This is a genomic window from Spirosoma profusum, from assembly GCF_014699005.1.
Classification (GTDB): Bacteria; Bacteroidota; Bacteroidia; order Cytophagales; family Spirosomataceae; genus Spirosoma; species Spirosoma profusum.
In genome coordinates this window covers 83,033-101,443 of the sequence record NZ_JACWZY010000014.1, presented here as the reverse complement: position 1 = coordinate 101,443, position 18,411 = coordinate 83,033, and the positions used below count along the sequence as shown (strand labels likewise).

Here is an 18,411-nt window from a genome sequence, read left to right as displayed (position 1 = left end):
TGTCGGGGGGCATGGGTGATTTACGCCCGAATCACTTTCACGCGGGCATCGATATACGTACGGGAGGTCGCGAAGGGCTGGATGTACACGCGGCCGCCGACGGCTACGTATCACGTATTGCTGTTTTTACGGGCGGCTACGGAAACGTTATTTTTATCAAACACCCTAACGGGTTAACGACGGTTTATGGCCATCTGCGCAATCTGAACGATACGTTAGGAACGTATCTGCGTACCCAACAATACCAGCAGAAAAAGTTTGAAATTGACCTTCGTCCAGAACCCGGTCAGTTTCCGGTGAAAAAAGGTGACGTAATCGCAGCATCAGGCAATACAGGTGGTTCGGGTGGGCCACACCTTCACTTTGAAATTCGGGATGGGAAAGACAATCTGATTAACCCACTGCTCTACGGGTTTTCAGAAATTAAAGACGAAATCCCACCTTATTTCGAGCGGGTTGCCCTGAAAACCATGACCGCTACGTCACGTATCAATGGTGAATACCAGCGTGTCAGCTACGTTCCTGTCCGTCGTGCCGATGGTACGTTTACGATTACCCAGCCCATTACGGCCTCAGGGTTAATTGGGATGGAAGTTTTGGCCTACGACAAAACGAGTGGCTCTCCCTATCGCAACGGAATTAGTTGTCTGGAAATCAAGCTGGATGGCAAAGAAGTGTTTGCCTATAACATGAATAGCTTCCCGAATGAACTGACGCGGTTCATGAACATCCACGAAAATTATGAAGTGGAGCAGATGAGCGGGCAGCGGTATCATCGGGGATACATTGCCGACGGTAACGTATTGAATCTGTATAAATTACCCAGCAACGCAGCCTATCGGGGTCGGTTGCCCCTACTCGACGGTCAGCCACACGAAATCACATTGACGCTTTTCGACGCTTACGACCAGGCTACCCGACTTATTTTCACTGTTCAACCTGAAGCTCCGCCAGCGTTGCCTGTTCCATCGGATTCGGCAGTGGTTCAAGTAGCTGATAACGTAGCAGATGTATCGACAAAGGAGCCTTCCGTAACCATCACAACCGACGAGAACGTATTAAAACTGGCTGTCAAAAATATTTCGCTAACGAACCCACCGAAGGCCAAACTTATCACAGGACGTAACGTAGCAGAGCAATCTGTAAGCTATATACGTAACAATCAAGCTATTTATCTCATAGATTTGCGCTACGTATTGCCCGACTCCGTTCAGTTTGGCCGGGGTGTGGTTCGTACGAATCTCAAAAAGCGGATTGTTCCCGGACGTAAAGAGGTTGTTATGGACGGCAATAATCGACTGGAATTTGAGGAACGAACGCTATTTGATACACTTCATCTGGCCATGCGCCCTTTGCCAACGGGTGGTCTGGAAATTAACCAGCCAACCATTCCACTCAACGATTACCTGACTGTGCAGTACACTCCGAACTACCCGATTGCGATTGACACGGCACGTACCAAAGCTTATTGGGTTAGTGGCGGTCGTGAAAGCTATCTGGGTGGAACCTGGAACAAAGGACGTATTGAATTTAAAACGCGTTCGTTGGGGCGTTTCCAGTTGATGACCGATGCCAATCCGCCATCGGTTCAGATTCTGAGTGCAACGCCAGCTGGTTTTTCGGCCCGCATTCGGGATGATTTATCAGGAATCTCCGAATTCCGGGCTCTGGTCAATGGGGAGTGGGTGTTGATGCAGTACGATTATAAACGGGCACTGCTCTGGTCCGATAAACTGGTTCCGGGCGAACTGTTTGAAACGGGGGCCGAAGTACTGGTTCAGGTGAAAGACCGTTCGGGCAATATAGGCTCCGACACTTCTTTCATCAAGGAACCCCGAAGAGCGGTTAGTCGTAAGGCAAAGACGAAAACCAAAGCAACGTCCAAACGAAAGAGACGCAGACGATAGATTTTATTTCAAGCTCTCAATTTTGAGACCGGAATCTAAAACTTGAAACAAATATGAGTTTACAAATAGGTAACCCCGCCCCTGACTTTACAAGTACTGATCAGAATGGTCAGTCCGTCAAACTATCAGATTATCGGGGCAAAAAAGTAGTCCTTTATTTTTATCCCAAAGACGATACGCCGGGCTGCACTGCCCAAGCCTGTAGCTTACGCGACAATTACGAAAAACTACAGGCATCAGGGTATGAAGTATTGGGTGTCAGCGTGGATGATGAGAAGTCGCACCAGAAGTTTAGTAAGAAATTTTCTCTACCGTTCACCCTCGTGGCTGATACTGACCATCATATTGTAGAAGCTTACGATGTGTGGAAAGAAAAATCGATGTATGGCCGCAACTTTATGGGTATCGTTCGTACTACGTTCGTGATTGACGAAAACGGTATTATCAGCGAAATCATTAGTAAAATTGACACCCAAAACCACGCGGATCAGATTTTAACGTAACGCGGACTTCCAATCCGCCCATCATTTACTTATTACCTGCGGACAGAAAGTCCGCGTTACATATGGAAATCGAAAAACTCGAACACATTGCTACCGCCGTTCGGCGCGATATTGTCCGCATGGTTGCGGCTGTAAATTCTGGTCACCCCGGCGGTTCGCTCGGCTGCACCGACCTTTTAGTCGCCCTTTATTTCGACATCATGCGGCTAAAAAGAGATGCCGATGGAACGCCTGTTTTCGAGATGGATGGCCGCGATGAAGATCTTTTCTTCCTCTCGAACGGCCACATCTCGCCGGTTTTCTATTCAGCACTGGCCCGAGCAGGCTATTTCCCGGTTTCCGAACTTGCTACGTTCCGTAAACTGGATAGTCGTTTACAAGGCCACCCCACCACAGCCGAACACCTGCCGGGTATACGTATCGCATCGGGTTCGTTAGGACAGGGCTTGTCAGTAGCGTCTGGTGCAGCCTATGCCAAAAAACTCAATGGCGACGACAAGCATGTATACGTATTGATGGGCGATGGCGAGCAGCAGGAAGGCCAGGTTTGGGAAGCCGCTCAGTTTGCTCCCAACAAAAAACTCGGCAACCTAACTGCCATCATCGACCTCAACCACGCCCAGATCGACGGCTCAACGGATAATGTCAATGACAATCGTGATCTGGCTGCGAAATACCGCGCTTTTGGCTGGTACGTCGATGAAATGAATGGAAATGACATAGCCGACGTAGTAAAAACGCTACGTAAATCACAGGAAAATCCTGACGTACCGACGATGATTCTGATGCGTACCCAAATGGGCTTTGGCGTCGACTACATGATGGTAGGCCACAAATGGCACGGCATTGCCCCCAACGCCGAACAACTAACACAGGCACTTAACCAACTGCCATTGACCGTTGGCTATTCGGATTATTAACCGGCTCAAACAACCTCTGGTTGTTTGTTGATATTACCGCAAATAGCCAGCGCCTATTTGAGCCTTTGGGAATGAAAATCAAACGCTTGGTCATCGAAAATTTCAAATCCATTGAACGGATTGAGCTTATTGAGCCAAATCCGTTCACGGTCTTTGTCGGTCCAAACGGGTCGGGCAAATCGAATATTTTCGAGGCTTTGGAGTTTTTTAATTTATCTATTAAAACAAACAGGGGTACAGTAGAAAGTTTGTTCGGAGGGAAGGAGTATTTTTTAAATCGTCGTAATATTTCGAGCACAGTTGAGATCAATTTTAAGATAGAGGATTCGTATACTCATCGATTAGTTCAACGTAATAACTTGGACAAACAGCCGGAATATACTGTAGTAGGAACTCGTTGGGGTGAATCAGACCCTATCAAGATTCGTCAAGATAACCAGCAATTAATAGTTAATTTTTTACACCTATTTATAGGCAATCAGTTTAAACAAAGACTTAATTACTCAGATAATTTGCAACTAACTTTTTCAGCCAATAACCTCGAAAAAGTCTTAAAACGCGTCTTAGCTAACGATACGATACGTAGCGAAATTTTCGAATGGCTTGAACTTTTTGTTCCGGGGTTTAAATCTGTTGAAGTTGATGATCGGGATGAATCACACTGGTTCGAAACTTCATCTCCTGCTTACTTTACCAAAGCTTTAATATCCGACGGTACGTATAATATCCTCGCTTTTTTGACGGCTGTTTATCAAAGCGATGAACCACAGTTTCTTTGTATGGAAGAACCGGAAAATGGATTACATCCTCAAGTCTTGATGACTTTGGTTGATTTTTTCCGCAAACAATGTGAAGAGAAAGGGCACTACATTTGGCTGAATACTCATTCTGAGTCGCTGGTACGTTGCCTAACAACTGATGAAATCGTGTTAGTCAATAAGGAAGACGGCGCAACAAAAACCAGACAAATTAAGGGTCGGAATCTTTACGACATTCCAACGGATGAAGCATGGCTTACCGGAGCTTTGGGGGGAGGCTTACCGTGGTAAAAGTTGGTTATATTGTAGAAGGAGCCTCCGAAAAAATAATCTTGAAGACAACTAAATTTCAGGATTATTTGCGTTCGAAGCAGATTGAACAGGTCGCTGACATTATCGATATGGAGGGTAAAGGCAATCTCAAATCAAGTAGTCAACGCATGAATACGCAAGTTCAGCTATTACGTGATGCTGGAGCCAATTGGATCGTTGTACTACGTGACATGGATAATGCCGAATCGTTTGCAGTCGTAAAAGAAGAAGTCTATCAGGCTATAGACACTGAAGTATGTATTGCTGTTCAGGAATTAGAGGCATGGTTTTTAGCTGATTCGAAAGCATTATCTATTTTATTTCAAACGGATTTTGAACACCCCAATCCTGAAACAGAAGCAAATCCATTTGAACTTCTGGCCATACTACGTAAACAATATACCGGTAGAGGTATCAGCGACAAGAAAATATTTACTAGAACAATGCTTAGCTGTGGCTTCACCATCGAAAATGCTGCTCAATACTCCAACTGCCCTAATGCTCATTATTTTTTGACCAAATTGCAAACCCTCGCTTCGGCGAACTGACAATAGATTATGAAAAAATACGAATACACAGATAAGAAAGATACGCGCTCAGGTTTTGGCGCGGGTATCGCCGAGCTTGGAAAAACCCACCCGAACGTAGTGGCCTTAACCGCCGATTTGGCTGGCTCGTTGAAACTTGAAACGTTTATTAAAGAATATCCTGAACGGTTCATTCAGTGCGGCATTGCTGAAGCCAACATGATTGGCGTATCGGCTGGTCTGACCATCGGCGGCAAGATTCCGTTTGCCACTACGTTCGCCAATTTTGCTACGGGTCGCGTGTATGACCAGATTCGGCAATCGGTGGCGTACTCGAACAAAAACGTGAAAATCTGCGCATCGCACGCGGGCGTTACGTTGGGCGAAGATGGGGCCACGCACCAGATTCTGGAAGATTTGGGCATGATGAAAATGCTGCCCAACATGACCGTCATCAACCCCTGTGATTATAACCAGACCAAAGCTGCTACCATCGCTATCGCCGATCATGAGGGCCCAGTCTACCTGCGTTTCGGCCGCCCTGTAATTCCGGTGTTTACGCCTGCAGATCAGAAGTTTGAGATTGGTAAAGCGTGGACTGTAAACGAAGGGAAAGACGTATCGATTTTCTGCACAGGACATCTGGTTTGGGAAGCCATCAAAGCTGGTGAGATTCTATCCGAAGAAGGAATCGAAGCCGACATCATCAATATTCACACTATTAAACCGTTAGATGAAGAGGCTATTCTCGCATCGGTGAAGAAAACGGGCTGCGCAGTCTCGGCCGAAGAACACATGCTGAACGGTGGCTTAGGTGATAGCGTAGCGCAGGTGCTTGCCCGCCACTTCCCTGCCCCACTCGAATACGTTGGTGTGCATGATACGTTCGGTGAAAGTGGTACGCCCGACCAACTGATGAAGAAATATGGCCTTACCGCCGACAAAATTGTTGAGCAGGTAAAGAAAGCAATGGCAAGAAAATCGTAGAGACAACACATGTGTTGTCTCATGACCGGATGGTTGGCTGACGCCTGATATAGCTGACGCACAGGAGACAGAGCATGCCCCCGCAACGGCGGACCGGTCTCTACACACAAAAAAATGACTGACGAAGAACTTCTCGCTAAATATCGCGACCCGTCGAGCCGGAATTATGCCTTCAATCTGATGGTACGTAAGTATCAGCAGAAAATTTATTGGCATATTCGGAAGATGGTCATCGACCACGATGACGCTGACGATCTGGTGCAGGAAACCTTCATAAAAGTCTGGAATAGTCTGGAACAGTTTCGGGGTGATAGTCAGTTATATACATGGATTTACCGTATCGCTACGAACGAGTGTCTCAACTTCCTCAATAAAAAACGGCGTCGCTTTTTTCTCCCTATCGGCGACGTAGAGGGCGAGTTGATGGAAAAACTCGAAAGCAGTTCCGAATTCACTACGTCGGGCAATGAGCCCAGTGGTGAGGAAGTTCAAATGAAACTACAGAAGGCTCTGTTGAAATTACCAGACAAGCAACGTTTGGTATTTAACATGAAGTACTTCGATGATATGAAATACGAAGAAATTGCCGAAATTACCGGTACGTCGGTTGGAGCACTAAAAGCGTCGTATCATTTAGCGGTGAAAAAAATCGAAGATTATATAACAAAAACAGATACAACGGATTAAACCCCGACGGGCCTGTGCTGTCAAACTCCCAAACGAGAACAGAATTGTGTAATTGATACACCACCATGAGCAAGTACAATAACATTCGGCTTGATGAACTCCCACCGGAGCATCCGTTGCGGCAAAATCCGTTTGTTGCGCCTGATGGCTACTTCGACGACTTGCCTTCGCGGGTACAGGCCCGAATCGCTCCTAAAGCAAAACCAGCCTTTCGGATCAGCTGGTCGTGGCAGCGCACGATGGCGTCGTTAGCAGGGGCAAGTCTGATCGCCATACTGGTCTGGCAAACTCTGCCCCAACGACAGGAATCGATTGGTAACGAAGCATTAGCTGGCGTTAGTAATGATGTTATTGCTGCTTATCTTGACGAGCAGGGCATCAACGCCGACGAACTGGCCGATAGTCAGCAACTGCATTCGTCGCTGGGTAGCGATACCACGGCGATTCAGTTTCTGAACGTAGCACCAACTGAGATTCAGCAACTTATCAATGAACAGAGTCTGGTCAACAAGTCAGATCGCGACTCCTGATTTTACGAATGGTTAATTTCACCACAATGAGATACGCATGGATTGGTTGTCTGGTTGGCCTATTGTTTTTAACGACCTGCGTTAAAGCACAGAACGACCTTAATGGACGCCAGAAAATTGAAGCCGCCAAAATTGGCATGATTACGAATCGGCTGAATCTAACCACCGACCAGGCTCCGCAATTTTGGGCAATTTACAATGAATACAATGGTAAAAAGCAGGAACTGAATCGGCGGGTTCGCCAACTAAACAATGCTCCCTCACGCAACTCGTTGACCGATGATCAATTGGTGAATGGGCTTCGGGAAGTAAATTCCACCAAACAAAAACTCGCCGACCTCGATGAAGAATACATGAGTCGGTTCCTGAAAGTCATCAGCCCCGCCCAGTTGGCAGAGTTGTATAAGACCGAGCAAATGTTTAATAAAATGCTGCTTAATCGATTGAACCAGAATAACTGAACCGGGATTTAACAGATTTAGGGATTAACACGATTTTGTAGATAAGCGCTTCAAAGAAGCGAAGAACAAAATCGTGTTAATCCCTAAATCTGTTAAATCCCGGTTCTGACTAATAGCGCACTACTTTAAATCTTGAAATACCACCGTCGAAACGTATCGTTATCTTTTTGGCGGCTCCGTCGTAATCGGGGCTTACGTACTCTCCTCCCCCTACGCTTGTAAAGTCATCGAGTTGTTCAATATTCAGAGCGCCATCTTTTTTGATTCGGCAACCTACCGACTTCGGAACACGTACCGTTACCGAAGCTGCGCCAACGTCCAGTTTCACATCGGCCTGATCAGCTTTATCACCTAATTTAAGATCCAGATCGGCGGCACCTACGGCAACTTTCAGATCTTTCACGGTATAAGCACTCAGGTCTAAATCGCCTTCGCCCGCGCCAAGTGCTACGTCCATACTCCACACTGGCGTAGCATTCAAATGCACATCTACCCGGTTTTGAAATTTGCCATCTTTCCATTCAATATCCTGATCCTCGGTCGGCTTTAACTCAATGGTCGGGATATGTGTCGTCTCATCGCGGTCTACCGACATCGAATAGATGCCCACCGTCTGTTTCGTATCAGCTTTGATCAGTTCGGTACTCGGGTCACTGATAGTAATACGACCTGCGCCACCAGCTAGTTTCAGCACTGCTTCACGTGTATCGGCCTGCATGGCTTCTGAGAACGTATTCGAATGCGATTCCAGATTACTTAACGAGCGACTTTTCCGTTCCGATTGATAATCGTCATCATCGTCATCGTCATCATCTCCATCATCATGGTTGTCATCGTCGTCATCGTCATCATCGTCGTCATGGTGCCAGCGCATATGGTATCCTTCATGATTCCGGTGGCGTGAGAAGAACCCAAACAACGTAGTGGGTACAGCTACAGCCAGCATAACCGTCGTAATAAAAGCAAACTGGTTATTACGTCGTTCCAGAATCAGATGTATACCCGCCAGAATCAATAAAAAAGGCCAAAGGTGCACGAGATCGTGCCAATCGACATCAAGTCCTCCTGCCCGGCGAGCCAGAAACAGCACGCCAAACGTCAGCAGAAAAATTCCCCAGAATAATCCGTTTCTTCGTTGCATAACTTTTTAAAAGTATGATGTATGAACTATGATATATGGTGTATGAGTGTGCACTCAGTTACTTTCATACACCATACTTCATAGTTCATACATCTAGTTTACAAGGTTGCGTTTGGGTCGTTCGGACTGTCGTAATTCGTGGTATTATCATAAGGTGGTTTGATCCGGTCTTTGAAGATTAACCATAACCCGATCGCAATCAGGAAGAACGGCCATAAATCACCGAAATCAATATCCAGATAACGGTCTAGAAGAAAGATGATGCCAAGAATAATCAGGACAGCCCCGCCGACGAGGCTGCGGTCGGGAGAAGCAGGTTTGTTGGGATTGTAGGGATTCATGGAAAAATAAGGATTAGAAAACGCGGTTGATTGAACTACTGCGCCATCCGAACGTCGTTCGGGCAAGGCAATCCACAGGATAATGTAAATAATAATTGCCGGAAAATGCGGCAAAAAAATGCCGATTACAAACAATACCCGCACCAGAGCACGGTCAATGCCAAAATAATCGGCCAGACCAGCGCAAACACCCCCTAACTGGGCCTGGTCGGCAATACGTTCTAATCGCTTGTTCATGGTTTCTAATTGTTTAAAACGTTGTAAACCTAGCAGATATACATGCTGAATGGAAGCAGAATTGGAAGAATGGACGCGGTTATGGATAGAAGTATGTTTTCAATGATAGTAGGTAATGCATAGTAGCGCTGCACATAGGGCATTGAAGTAAGGGAATGGGGTAAAATCAACTCTACCCTATGCCCTTACCCCTTTGCTACTCCTCCTCAATCGCTTCCAGAACATCCATGAGTTCACCGAACTCTCTGTTACCGGGTCGTTCTTCGTCGCCACCACTCAGCGCAATACCACGTACCGGCAGATCGGCAAGCAGTTCATGGACATTTTCGACAGATACGCCCGTTCCTAACAGAATCGGATATCGGGCAGCTAAGTGCTGGAGAATTTCTTTAAAATCAGCATCAAAATGAAGTGAAGTATTGCTTTCGAGCAAGATATAATCAGCCCCGGACGTACTGGTTCGAACCAGCGTATCGAGCTGATCGAGCGTCATCTGCGATAAATCGACACGAAGAATAAGCGGACGCTCAAACGTAGTGAGGTAGGGTAATAAAGCTGCTTCGTCTACCTGTAATACGTCGGGTTGATACGTAGCCAGCAGTTGCTCAATCTGCTCAGGGTCGATGGACGTTGTTTCACCAACAATCTGAACACCAGCCACCCACGATTTTATTTCTTCAAATTTTTTCGGATCAACGTACTCCGGAGCACCAGCGTCCATCGAAAAGCCAAGCATATCGACGCCCATGCCAGCACAGTAGCGCGCATCGCTGAGGTTTGTTACGTTAGAAATTTTAACGAGCGTTTTCAGAGCCATAAGGGAAGTGAGCCGTAACCAGTGCTACGTTATCAGCGCATCCACAAAGGTAGAGACAACTCACAGCATTCTATTAATCTCTTCAAATCTGAATTGTTTTTATCGAACGTACTGCCAGTTATGAGTCACTACGTTGATTGTAAAATCTTGTTACTAAACAGATTATGCGAAAAGCTGGGCTTGGGAGGTTGTGGTACGTTTTTCTCATTGTTACGTCGCTCAGATAATGAACAAGATATATAAACCCTACCGGTGTTTCTAAGGCATCACTCAGACCAGTTCCATTAGCCGCTTCGTTCTTCCGGGGTTCGGATTTCGGTTGCTTGTTTCGTTTATACATGCCGGTATTCGTTAGCCATACAATCTGTCGAAACTGGATTGCCGACATTGGCTGTTACGTGAAAAAATTCACGTTCTACCTGCTGACAATCTTACAAAGTTGGCTAATGAAACACCTGTAAATCAATCCCATAAATACAGGGATTTTTGCTCCCTTTTTTGGGAATGATAATTATTCATACAAAAAAACCTTCCAATCAGGTACAAACGCTGACTGGAAGGGAAATAAAACTGGACTGAAAGTTTAGACTAAATTGAAAATCAGCTTGTTTACTTTGCTGAACCAGTATCAGGCATGGCCCCAATTTGCTGTTGTAACGTAACGTCATCACCTAACTGCATCCGCTCGATAATTTTGCCATCCTTGTAGCGGTCAATGCCAAATCCCTTAATGTTTATTTGCTTGTTAAAAGCTGGTATAGTCATCAAAGGCCGGTTTGGGTACCTAAAAATTTGGTATACGTAATAAGCGCGTTAAGGCTTGTTGAAGACAAAATAAAAGAATTGGAATTCAGTACGTTAGCGCTGCGCTACGTTAGGCGTGAACTTCTCTACTTTGTTCGGAATTGGTTTCAGCGACATCAGATAAGTATAAATAGCACCCAGATCCTGTTCGTTCATGCCACCGTACATGGTCCAGGGCATAATAGTCTGGAAATCGTTCGCCCCAACCTTGTGTGGTTTGTACGTACTATCGGCATAGGTTCTAAAGCGGCTGACAAAAGCCTCTTTTGTCCAGCTACCGATACCAGTTTCTTTATCAGGCGTGATGTTAGCCGTGACTAAGGTACCGCCTGGCAATTTGAATTCCCGCCCACCCGAAAACGACTTTTCCTTAATAATCTGTCCTTTCTCAACCTGCGTATGGCATTCTACGCAACCAGCAATCATGACCAGATACTTTCCCGTAGCCAGTTCATCTTTGGGATCAGGCATTGGGCTTGGCTCAGCTTTTTGCGGGATGGTGTTCAGGATAAAATTGAATGGGAAGTCAGCCCTGGAATCAGCCGGTTTGTTTTCGATAGGCTTGAGACTACGCACATAGGCAACGATGCTCTTGACATCTTCATCGCTCATTTTGCCATAGTAAGGATAAGGCATCACCGGAAAAAAAGCGTGCCCATCGCGACTGACGCCTGTAGTAACAGCCCGATAGATTTCGCCATCGGTCCAGCTTCCGATACCAGCAGGCGTAATGTTTTTCGATGTAAACGAGCCAGGAAAACCCATCTCCTGGTTGAATAGCTCTCCACCCTTCCCTAACGTACCGGGTTCCAATGGTGCCGAAAAAAGACTGTAGTCGCGGGTACTGTGGCAATCCATACAAACTGTTACGTGATTTGCCAGATATTCACCCCGAGCAATACGTTCCGGTGTTCGTTCGATAGTAAGAGTCGGTGCATCGCCTACGTTGGGCAGAGCGAATTTAACATAGGCCATTACACCAAGAATAACCAGCAGAACGACGCCAAGTACAATACCGATAATTTTGCCTACTTTTTTCATGTGAAGTTTGGTAGAGAGGAATAGTGATTATTTCATCGTTAAGATATTGATAGTCACAAAACAACGGAAACGTAATGGCGAAATAAGTTATTGAGCGGTCATCATATTTCATTGACGGTCTAAGAAGCGGCCTGAGCTATTACTTTTGCTACGTAGCCAGCGAACAACGTATTGACCGGCTAATCGGCAAACTCATCGGCCAGCCGCCTAACGTTAACCTTATACATTATGCTGTTTGCCACCGTCTCTACGGCTTTGCTGGTTGCTTCGACTTTAGGCGTTTCGGTATTCAGATTGATGCCGAAGTTGAAATATCCGATGCGTGATGCAATCTCGTTTTTACCTTCATGTAAACCAGCCACAACCATTGGTAGTCCATGCTTTAACGCTAATAAAACGCCCCCAAATCCGCCGTTTGTTACATAGATAGATATCCGCAAAAGGCATTACGTCGTAGCTCAGCATAACAAAAAGTTTATTGCTCAAAAGTCTCGTCTTCCATCCAATTCATTTATCAGTAGACTACTAATTGCTTCCCATACGCGTTCATCATCGGACAAAACTTGTACGATATCGGACAACTCATTGCCTATCACATACGCTAAATCAGGCCAGGAATCCACTTTTTACAGATTGGCAAAGCATTTGTTCTACAGAAGTTGAATATATATGCTACGTAATGAAACGAACGTATCTGGGAGAATTTGAAGAGGTTGTCCTGCTGACCGTAGCGGTCCTGAATGAAAAAGCTTACGGTGTAGCCATTACCGACGAGCTGGATCGGCAAACGGGCCGCTCGGTGAGCATCAGTGCCGTTCATGCTGCCCTAAGTCGACTTCAGGAAAAAGGTATGCTTTACTCACATATGGGTGATGCAACCGCCGAACGAGGTGGCCGACGCAAGCGACTGTTTACGGTTACGGCACTCGGAAGCCGCACGTTGCACGACATCCGTTCCATGCGCGATCAATTGTGGAATTCTATTGAACCCAACGCTTTACCAACCATCGGTCTGGCCGGTTCATAAATCCTCTGCCCTTACCTCCTTGCCCTATGCTACGTCCCCCACCTCGCTTTGCTGATCGACTGCTCGAATGGTTCTGCGCTCCGCATTTGCTGGAGGAAGTGCAGGGCGATTTATATGAACGCTACGTGCGTGATCTGCAACGTAGTGGTACGTCAAAAGCCAATCGGAAATACTGGTTGAACGTACTACGTTTCTTCCGTCCATTTGCCCTCAAACGACAATCATCTGACTATCAGCTAAACTTTTTTGGTAATCCTGTCATGCTACGTAATTATCTGAAAATCGCCTGGCGAAATATGATTCAGCATAAATCATTTTCGGCCATCAACATTATGGGTCTGGCACTGGGCATGGCTACCAGCCTGCTTATCTATCTCTGGATTCAGGATGAGTTCAGTGTAGATGCCTATCACGCTAATGGCCCGCAACTCTACACAGTTATGGAGCGTCAGTTTTTTGATGGTAAAATTGAGGCTAGTCCAAGCACACCTGCGCTGTTAGCCGAGGAATTGGAAAAAGTATTTCCTGAAATTGAGCACGCGGCCAGTTTATCCTGGGAGCAGACGTTCACGTTCGCCGTTGGGGATAAGCTCAACAAAGAAATAGGGCGATCTGCGGGTGCGAGCTGGTTTACGATGTTCAGTTTTCCTCTGCTGGCAGGTAAGGCAGAGACAGCGCTGGCGGCTCCCAATAACATCGCCATTTCCCGAAAACTGGCTCAGAATTACTTCGGGAGTCCGCAGGAAGCGATGGGCAAAAGTATCCGTCTGGACAATACAGCTGATTATCAGGTCAGCGCCGTATTTGAGGATATACCCGCCAATAGCTCAGAAACCTACGATTATGTGCTTCCCTGGCAGGATTTTCTGCAACGAAATGAGTGGCTCAAGGATTGGGGCAGCAACGCGCCTGTTGCTCGTATTCAGCTCCGGACCGATCGCAACGGTGTTTCGGCTGATCCGGCTAAGCTGGAGGCCAAAATGAAGACTTTCCTGAAGCGTTATAACCCATCTATTGGAAAAGAGAAGTTTGATATTCAGCTCTTTCTGCAACCTTATCAGGATGCGTACCTCTATTCTAATTTCAAAAATGGGTATCAGTCTGGCGGCCGAATCGAGTACGTCCGATTGGCCGGTATTGTGGCTGCCTTTATTCTCCTGATTGCCTGTATTAATTTCATGAATCTGGCCACCGCCCGTTCGGTCAAGCGGGCGCGTGAGGTAGGCGTTCGGAAAGTTGTGGGCGCGGCCCGGAGTTTACTGATCGGACAGTTTATTGGCGAAGCACTGCTATTGACGACTATAGCACTGGTTATTGCTCTGGTCCTGACAGCATTATTACTACCCGCGTTTAACTCATTGACCAACAAGCAAATCAGTTTCCCATTAATCAATGCCAGTTTCTGGATAACCCTGCTAGGAATGACGCTCATAACGGGTTTCATTGCGGGCAGTTACCCGGCGTTAGTGCTTTCGTCGCTGAACCCCATTCGGGTACTAAAAGGCACCCTTCGATTTGGAGCAGGAGCGCGACTGTTCCGGCAGGGGCTGGTCGTTTTTCAATTTTCGCTGTCGATACTGCTGATCATCGGGACCATTATTGTTTACCGACAGATTGGCTTTATCCAAACCACTAACTTGGGATTTGACCGTGAAAATCTGATTTACCTGAAGGGAGAAGGCGAATTAGCAACCAATTATACAGCATTCAAGCAGGAACTCCTGCAAAAGCCAGGTATACAGTCCGTTACCTACATGGATGGAAGTCCGACCAATACGTTTGGCAGTACAAGAAATGTTCAGTGGCCCGGTAAAAACCCTACCAGTACGTTGATGTTTCAGTTTTCGACGGTCGATTATGATTTCACCAAAACCCTGAAAGTGAACGTAACAGGTCGGGATTTTTCACGCGATTTTGGTATGGATTCCACAACTTTCCTGATTAATGAAACAGCCGCCCGACGTATCGGTTATCAGCAAGCGATTGGCAAGCAGCTGACATTGTGGGGCAAAACGGGGAATATCATTGGTGTTATGAAGGATTTTCACCAAAATTCGCTCCATCAGGCCATTGAGCCGATGATTGTCAAATTGAGCCCCAAGTCTGATCGTAAAAGTATTATTGTTCGAACGCAGCCAGGGCAATCAAAGCAGGCACTAGCGAGTCTGGAATCGGTTTGGCAACAGTTTAATCCAAAGTTTCCGTTCACGTATACCTTTGCTGATCAGGCGTTTCAGAAGCTATACCGCAGCGAAACCATTATTGGCACATTGGCAAACTATTTTGCGTTTCTGGCCATTTTCATTTCCTGCCTGGGCTTGTTCGGCTTAGCGGCTTTCATGGCTGAGCAACGTACCAAAGAAATCGGCTTACGCAAAGTACTGGGCGCTTCAGTCGCCAGCGTAGTGGCACTACTATCAGTCGATTTCCTGAAATTAGTTCTGGTCGCCATTCTCATTGCTTCACCCCTAGGCTGGTACGCCATGAAGCAATGGCTACAGGAGTTTGCCTATAAAATCGACATCGAATGGTGGATGTTCCCCCTCGCTGGCCTGGTAGCCGTTTGTATTGCCCTACTGACAATCAGCTTCCAAAGCATCAAAGCCGCATTGATGAACCCTGTGAAATCATTACGTAGCGAATAGCAGAAGGCATGGGGGTCGGGGCAGAGGGTAAAACCGGCACCAACCCCTACCCTATGCCCTGAACCCTATGCCCCATGCAACATACCCCACCCCGACTGGCTGACCGATTCCTCGAATGGTTCTGTGCTTCTCACCTGCTGGAGGAAGTGCAGGGCGATTTATATGAACGTTACGTTCGGGATGAGCAACGTAGCGGTACATCAAAAGCCAACCGCAGGTATTGGCTCAACGTGCTACGTTTCATACGTCCATTTGCGCTCAAACGGCAACCTGCTGAATATTCACAACCGATTTTACTCCATCCGATTATGCTACGTAACTATTTCAAAACCAGCCTCCGCAATCTGGCAAAAAACAAAATCAGTACGCTGATTAACCTGCTTGGACTCACGCTGGGCGTAACGGCCTGTCTGGTCATTTATCTCATCACGAATTACGAACTGAGCTACGATACGTTCCACCCAGATAGTGAACGTATTTACCGGCTGGTCGGCGAAGCACAATATGGCAATCCGGGCGAAAAGCATCCTGTTGGCTTCGTACCCAACGCTGTTCCGGCAGCGATTCGGAAAGAAATTGCCGGGCTGGAAACGGTAGCGGCCTTTCATACTATCAGCACCGACGTATTGATTCCAGATGGTCGGGAAAAGCCAAAGCGATTTGAAAACACGCACAGTGAGATTGTTGTTGTCGAGCCTCAGTACTTCGATATTTTCAAGTACCAATGGCTGGCAGGCAATCCGCAAACGGCACTCAATGAGCCATTTAACGTAGTACTCTCGGAGCAGAAAGCCCTCACCTATTTTGGCAACCTTCCGATTGAGAAAATGATCGGTAAGGAAGTTATTTATCAGGATTCGGTCCGCGCGAACGTAGCGGGAATTGTGAAAGCCTGGAGCCAACCTTCCGATTTTATATTCACCGATTTCATTTCGTTTGCTACGATTCACGCGAGCCAGTTAAAGAAAAGCATCAACCTCGATCAATGGGATGATATCTGGTCGGCCTCACAGGCGTTTGTCAGATTGCCGAAAGGTGCTACGCCTTCTCAATTTACTGCCCAATTCCAGCGTTTTAACAAGGCTCATTTTCCGAAGGAGTTTAAATATACGCCCGCTTTACAACCTTTGGCTGACCTTCACTTCAACGAAGATTACCAAGACAATTACGCCCGGAAAGCTCATCTGCCAACCTTGTATGGCCTGATGGCCGTTGCCGGGTTTATCCTGCTGATTGCGGCTATCAATTTCATCAATCTATCGACGGCTCAGTCGGTGCAGCGGGCCAAGGAAACCGGAATTCGTAAAGTGATGGGCGGGAGCCGTGCGAGTCTGGTTATGCAGTTCCTAAGCGAAACTACGTTCCTGACACTGCTTGCGGTTCTGATCGCTTTAGTTCTTGTCAAACCGATTCTGGCGGGTTTCCAGACGCTCACGCCCAAAGGGTTAACGGTCAATTTATTCAGCGTTCAAACGCTTGTATTTCTGCTTGGCGTTACGGTCATTACGTCGTTACTGTCAGGATTTTATCCGTCCTGGGTGCTATCGTCGTACGTACCGGCGTTGACGCTCAAAGGGCAGACAGCTTTAAATAATGGACAAAAAGGGCATTTTCGTAAAGCACTGATTATATTCCAGTTTACAGTTTCCCTGGTCTTTATCATCGGTACGTTGATGGTTAGCCGTCAGCTCAGTTTTATACGGAATAAAGACCTCGGCTTTTCGGCCGATGCGATACTGGAAATTCGTCCTCCTTGGGGCGATCGGGAGAAAGGGGATGTGCTGTTGCAAAAAATCAAGCAGTTATCGACCGTTGATCGGGTTACGCTCGAATGGTTTCCGCCGATGGGACCCGCTTATATGGTTACGAAAATGAAATATCAGCCGCCCAAAAAGCAGGCTATCGAAACAGACGTATCGGCAAAGGTTGGTGATGAAAATTTTATCCCGCTCTATCAGCTACGTCTCCTTGCCGGGCGTAATTACGTCAAGACGGATTCTCTTCGTGAACTGGTCATCAATGCTACGTATGCTAAAGCGCTGGGATTCCGCAAACCAGCCGACGCACTCAACCAACTCATTGAGTGGCAAGGCAAAAAAATCCCGATTGTGGGTGTAGTTGCGGATTTTCATGAGCAGTCTTTCCACGAAAAAATCGAAGCTACGTTTATCGGATATATGCCGGGACAGGCACGGAATATTGGTATCAAACTGCGGACCAAAGGGAAAGATATGTCGGATGTAAAGGTAACACTGGCCAGCCTGGAACAACAATGGAAAAGCGTATTTCCAGACCATAAATTCGAGTACAAATTTCTGGACGAATCAATTGCCAGTCTTTACGAAAAAGAAGAGAAAACCGGCCAGCTCGTCAACACGTCTACGCTTATTGCTATCCTGATTTCGTGTATGGGCTTGTTCGGGCTGGCAATGTTCACGGCTGAACAACGTACCAAGGAAATCGGTGTTCGGAAAGTATTAGGCGCATCCGTGGGAAGTATCGTTACGTTGCTTTCCAAAGACTTCCTGAAGCTGGTGATTATTGCCCTCGTAATTGCCTCACCCATTGCGTGGTGGGCCATGAATCAGTGGCTGAAAGACTTCGCCTACAAAGTTGATATCGAATGGTGGGTGTTTGTGCTGGCTGGATTATTGTCGATTGGTATTGCGTTGTTAACTGTTAGTTTCCAAAGTATCAAAGCCGCGCTGGTGAATCCGGTGAAATCGTTACGTAGTGAATAGCAGAGGGCATAGGGGTAAGGGCATG

General features: G+C 46.7%; 18 protein-coding genes. 12 read left to right on the top strand and 6 right to left on the bottom strand.

Annotated features, from left to right (window positions below; translation table 11 throughout):
• Positions 1-11 precede the first annotated feature (11 nt).
• The 9 genes from IC229_RS17110 (at position 12) to IC229_RS17070 (ending at position 7,592) form a co-directional block, all read left to right on the top strand.
• Positions 12-1,907, top strand: a complete 1,896-nt coding sequence (locus IC229_RS17110; RefSeq protein WP_223834056.1) for a M23 family metallopeptidase — start codon at positions 12-14, stop codon at positions 1,905-1,907.
• Between the two features lie 53 nt (positions 1,908-1,960).
• Positions 1,961-2,410, top strand: coding sequence for a thioredoxin-dependent thiol peroxidase (bcp, locus tag IC229_RS17105; protein WP_190888217.1), 450 nt, complete (start codon positions 1,961-1,963; stop codon positions 2,408-2,410).
• A 62-nt stretch (positions 2,411-2,472) separates the two neighbouring features.
• Positions 2,473-3,330: a transketolase gene (locus tag IC229_RS17100; RefSeq protein ID WP_190888216.1), complete on the top strand. Its 858-nt coding sequence runs from the start codon at positions 2,473-2,475 to the stop codon at positions 3,328-3,330.
• Positions 3,331-3,401: 71 nt separating this feature from the next.
• Positions 3,402-4,379 carry an AAA family ATPase gene (locus tag IC229_RS17095; protein ID WP_190888287.1) on the top strand — a complete coding sequence of 326 codons (978 nt, stop codon included), beginning with the start codon at positions 3,402-3,404 and terminating at the stop codon, positions 4,377-4,379.
• Positions 4,340-4,948, top strand: coding sequence for a DUF4276 family protein (locus IC229_RS17090; RefSeq protein WP_223834046.1), 609 nt, complete (start codon positions 4,340-4,342; stop codon positions 4,946-4,948). The genes IC229_RS17095 and IC229_RS17090 overlap by 40 nt, the downstream gene beginning before the upstream one ends.
• Before the next feature lie 9 nt (positions 4,949-4,957).
• On the top strand, positions 4,958-5,914 hold the full coding sequence (locus tag IC229_RS17085) for a transketolase family protein (protein WP_190888215.1): 957 nt from the start codon (positions 4,958-4,960) through the stop codon (positions 5,912-5,914).
• Positions 5,915-6,028: 114 nt separating this feature from the next.
• On the top strand, positions 6,029-6,601 hold the full coding sequence (locus tag IC229_RS17080; RefSeq protein WP_190888214.1) for an RNA polymerase sigma factor: 573 nt from the start codon (positions 6,029-6,031) through the stop codon (positions 6,599-6,601).
• Between the two features lie 65 nt (positions 6,602-6,666).
• Complete coding sequence (locus IC229_RS17075) at positions 6,667-7,131, top strand: hypothetical protein (RefSeq protein WP_190888213.1); 465 nt, start codon at positions 6,667-6,669, stop codon at positions 7,129-7,131.
• A gap of 8 nt (positions 7,132-7,139) precedes the next feature.
• Positions 7,140-7,592 carry a hypothetical protein gene (locus IC229_RS17070; RefSeq protein ID WP_190888212.1) on the top strand — a complete coding sequence of 151 codons (453 nt, stop codon included), beginning with the start codon at positions 7,140-7,142 and terminating at the stop codon, positions 7,590-7,592.
• Between the two features lie 109 nt (positions 7,593-7,701).
• Here the strand turns inward: IC229_RS17070 and IC229_RS17065 are convergent, their stop codons facing one another.
• The 6 genes from IC229_RS17065 to IC229_RS17040 form a co-directional block, all read right to left on the bottom strand.
• On the bottom strand, positions 7,702-8,733 hold the full coding sequence (locus IC229_RS17065; protein ID WP_190888211.1) for a LiaF transmembrane domain-containing protein: 1,032 nt from the start codon (positions 8,731-8,733) through the stop codon (positions 7,702-7,704).
• A gap of 98 nt (positions 8,734-8,831) precedes the next feature.
• On the bottom strand, positions 8,832-9,311 hold the full coding sequence (locus IC229_RS17060; RefSeq protein WP_190888210.1) for a PspC domain-containing protein: 480 nt from the start codon (positions 9,309-9,311) through the stop codon (positions 8,832-8,834).
• Between the two features lie 196 nt (positions 9,312-9,507).
• Entirely contained in the window at positions 9,508-10,128 is a 621-nt protein-coding gene (gene trpF / locus IC229_RS17055; RefSeq protein ID WP_190888209.1) for a phosphoribosylanthranilate isomerase, read from the bottom strand.
• A 609-nt stretch (positions 10,129-10,737) separates the two neighbouring features.
• A complete protein-coding gene (locus IC229_RS17050; RefSeq protein WP_190888208.1) occupies positions 10,738-10,893 on the bottom strand; it encodes a nuclear transport factor 2 family protein in 156 nt (51 codons plus the stop codon).
• Positions 10,894-10,986: 93 nt separating this feature from the next.
• Positions 10,987-11,973, bottom strand: a complete 987-nt coding sequence (locus IC229_RS17045; protein WP_190888207.1) for a c-type cytochrome — start codon at positions 11,971-11,973, stop codon at positions 10,987-10,989.
• Between the two features lie 179 nt (positions 11,974-12,152).
• Positions 12,153-12,413: a glycosyltransferase gene (locus IC229_RS17040; protein ID WP_190888206.1), complete on the bottom strand. Its 261-nt coding sequence runs from the start codon at positions 12,411-12,413 to the stop codon at positions 12,153-12,155.
• 239 nt (positions 12,414-12,652) lie between these two features.
• Here IC229_RS17040 and IC229_RS17035 point away from each other — a divergent pair, with 239 nt between their 5' ends.
• The 3 genes from IC229_RS17035 (at position 12,653) to IC229_RS17025 (ending at position 18,386) form a co-directional block, all read left to right on the top strand.
• Complete coding sequence (locus tag IC229_RS17035; RefSeq protein ID WP_190888205.1) at positions 12,653-13,000, top strand: PadR family transcriptional regulator; 348 nt, start codon at positions 12,653-12,655, stop codon at positions 12,998-13,000.
• A 26-nt stretch (positions 13,001-13,026) separates the two neighbouring features.
• A complete protein-coding gene (locus IC229_RS17030; protein ID WP_223834045.1) occupies positions 13,027-15,645 on the top strand; it encodes an ABC transporter permease in 2,619 nt (872 codons plus the stop codon).
• 74 nt (positions 15,646-15,719) lie between these two features.
• A complete protein-coding gene (locus IC229_RS17025) occupies positions 15,720-18,386 on the top strand; it encodes a permease prefix domain 2-containing transporter (RefSeq protein ID WP_190888204.1) in 2,667 nt (888 codons plus the stop codon).
• Positions 18,387-18,411 lie beyond the last annotated feature (25 nt).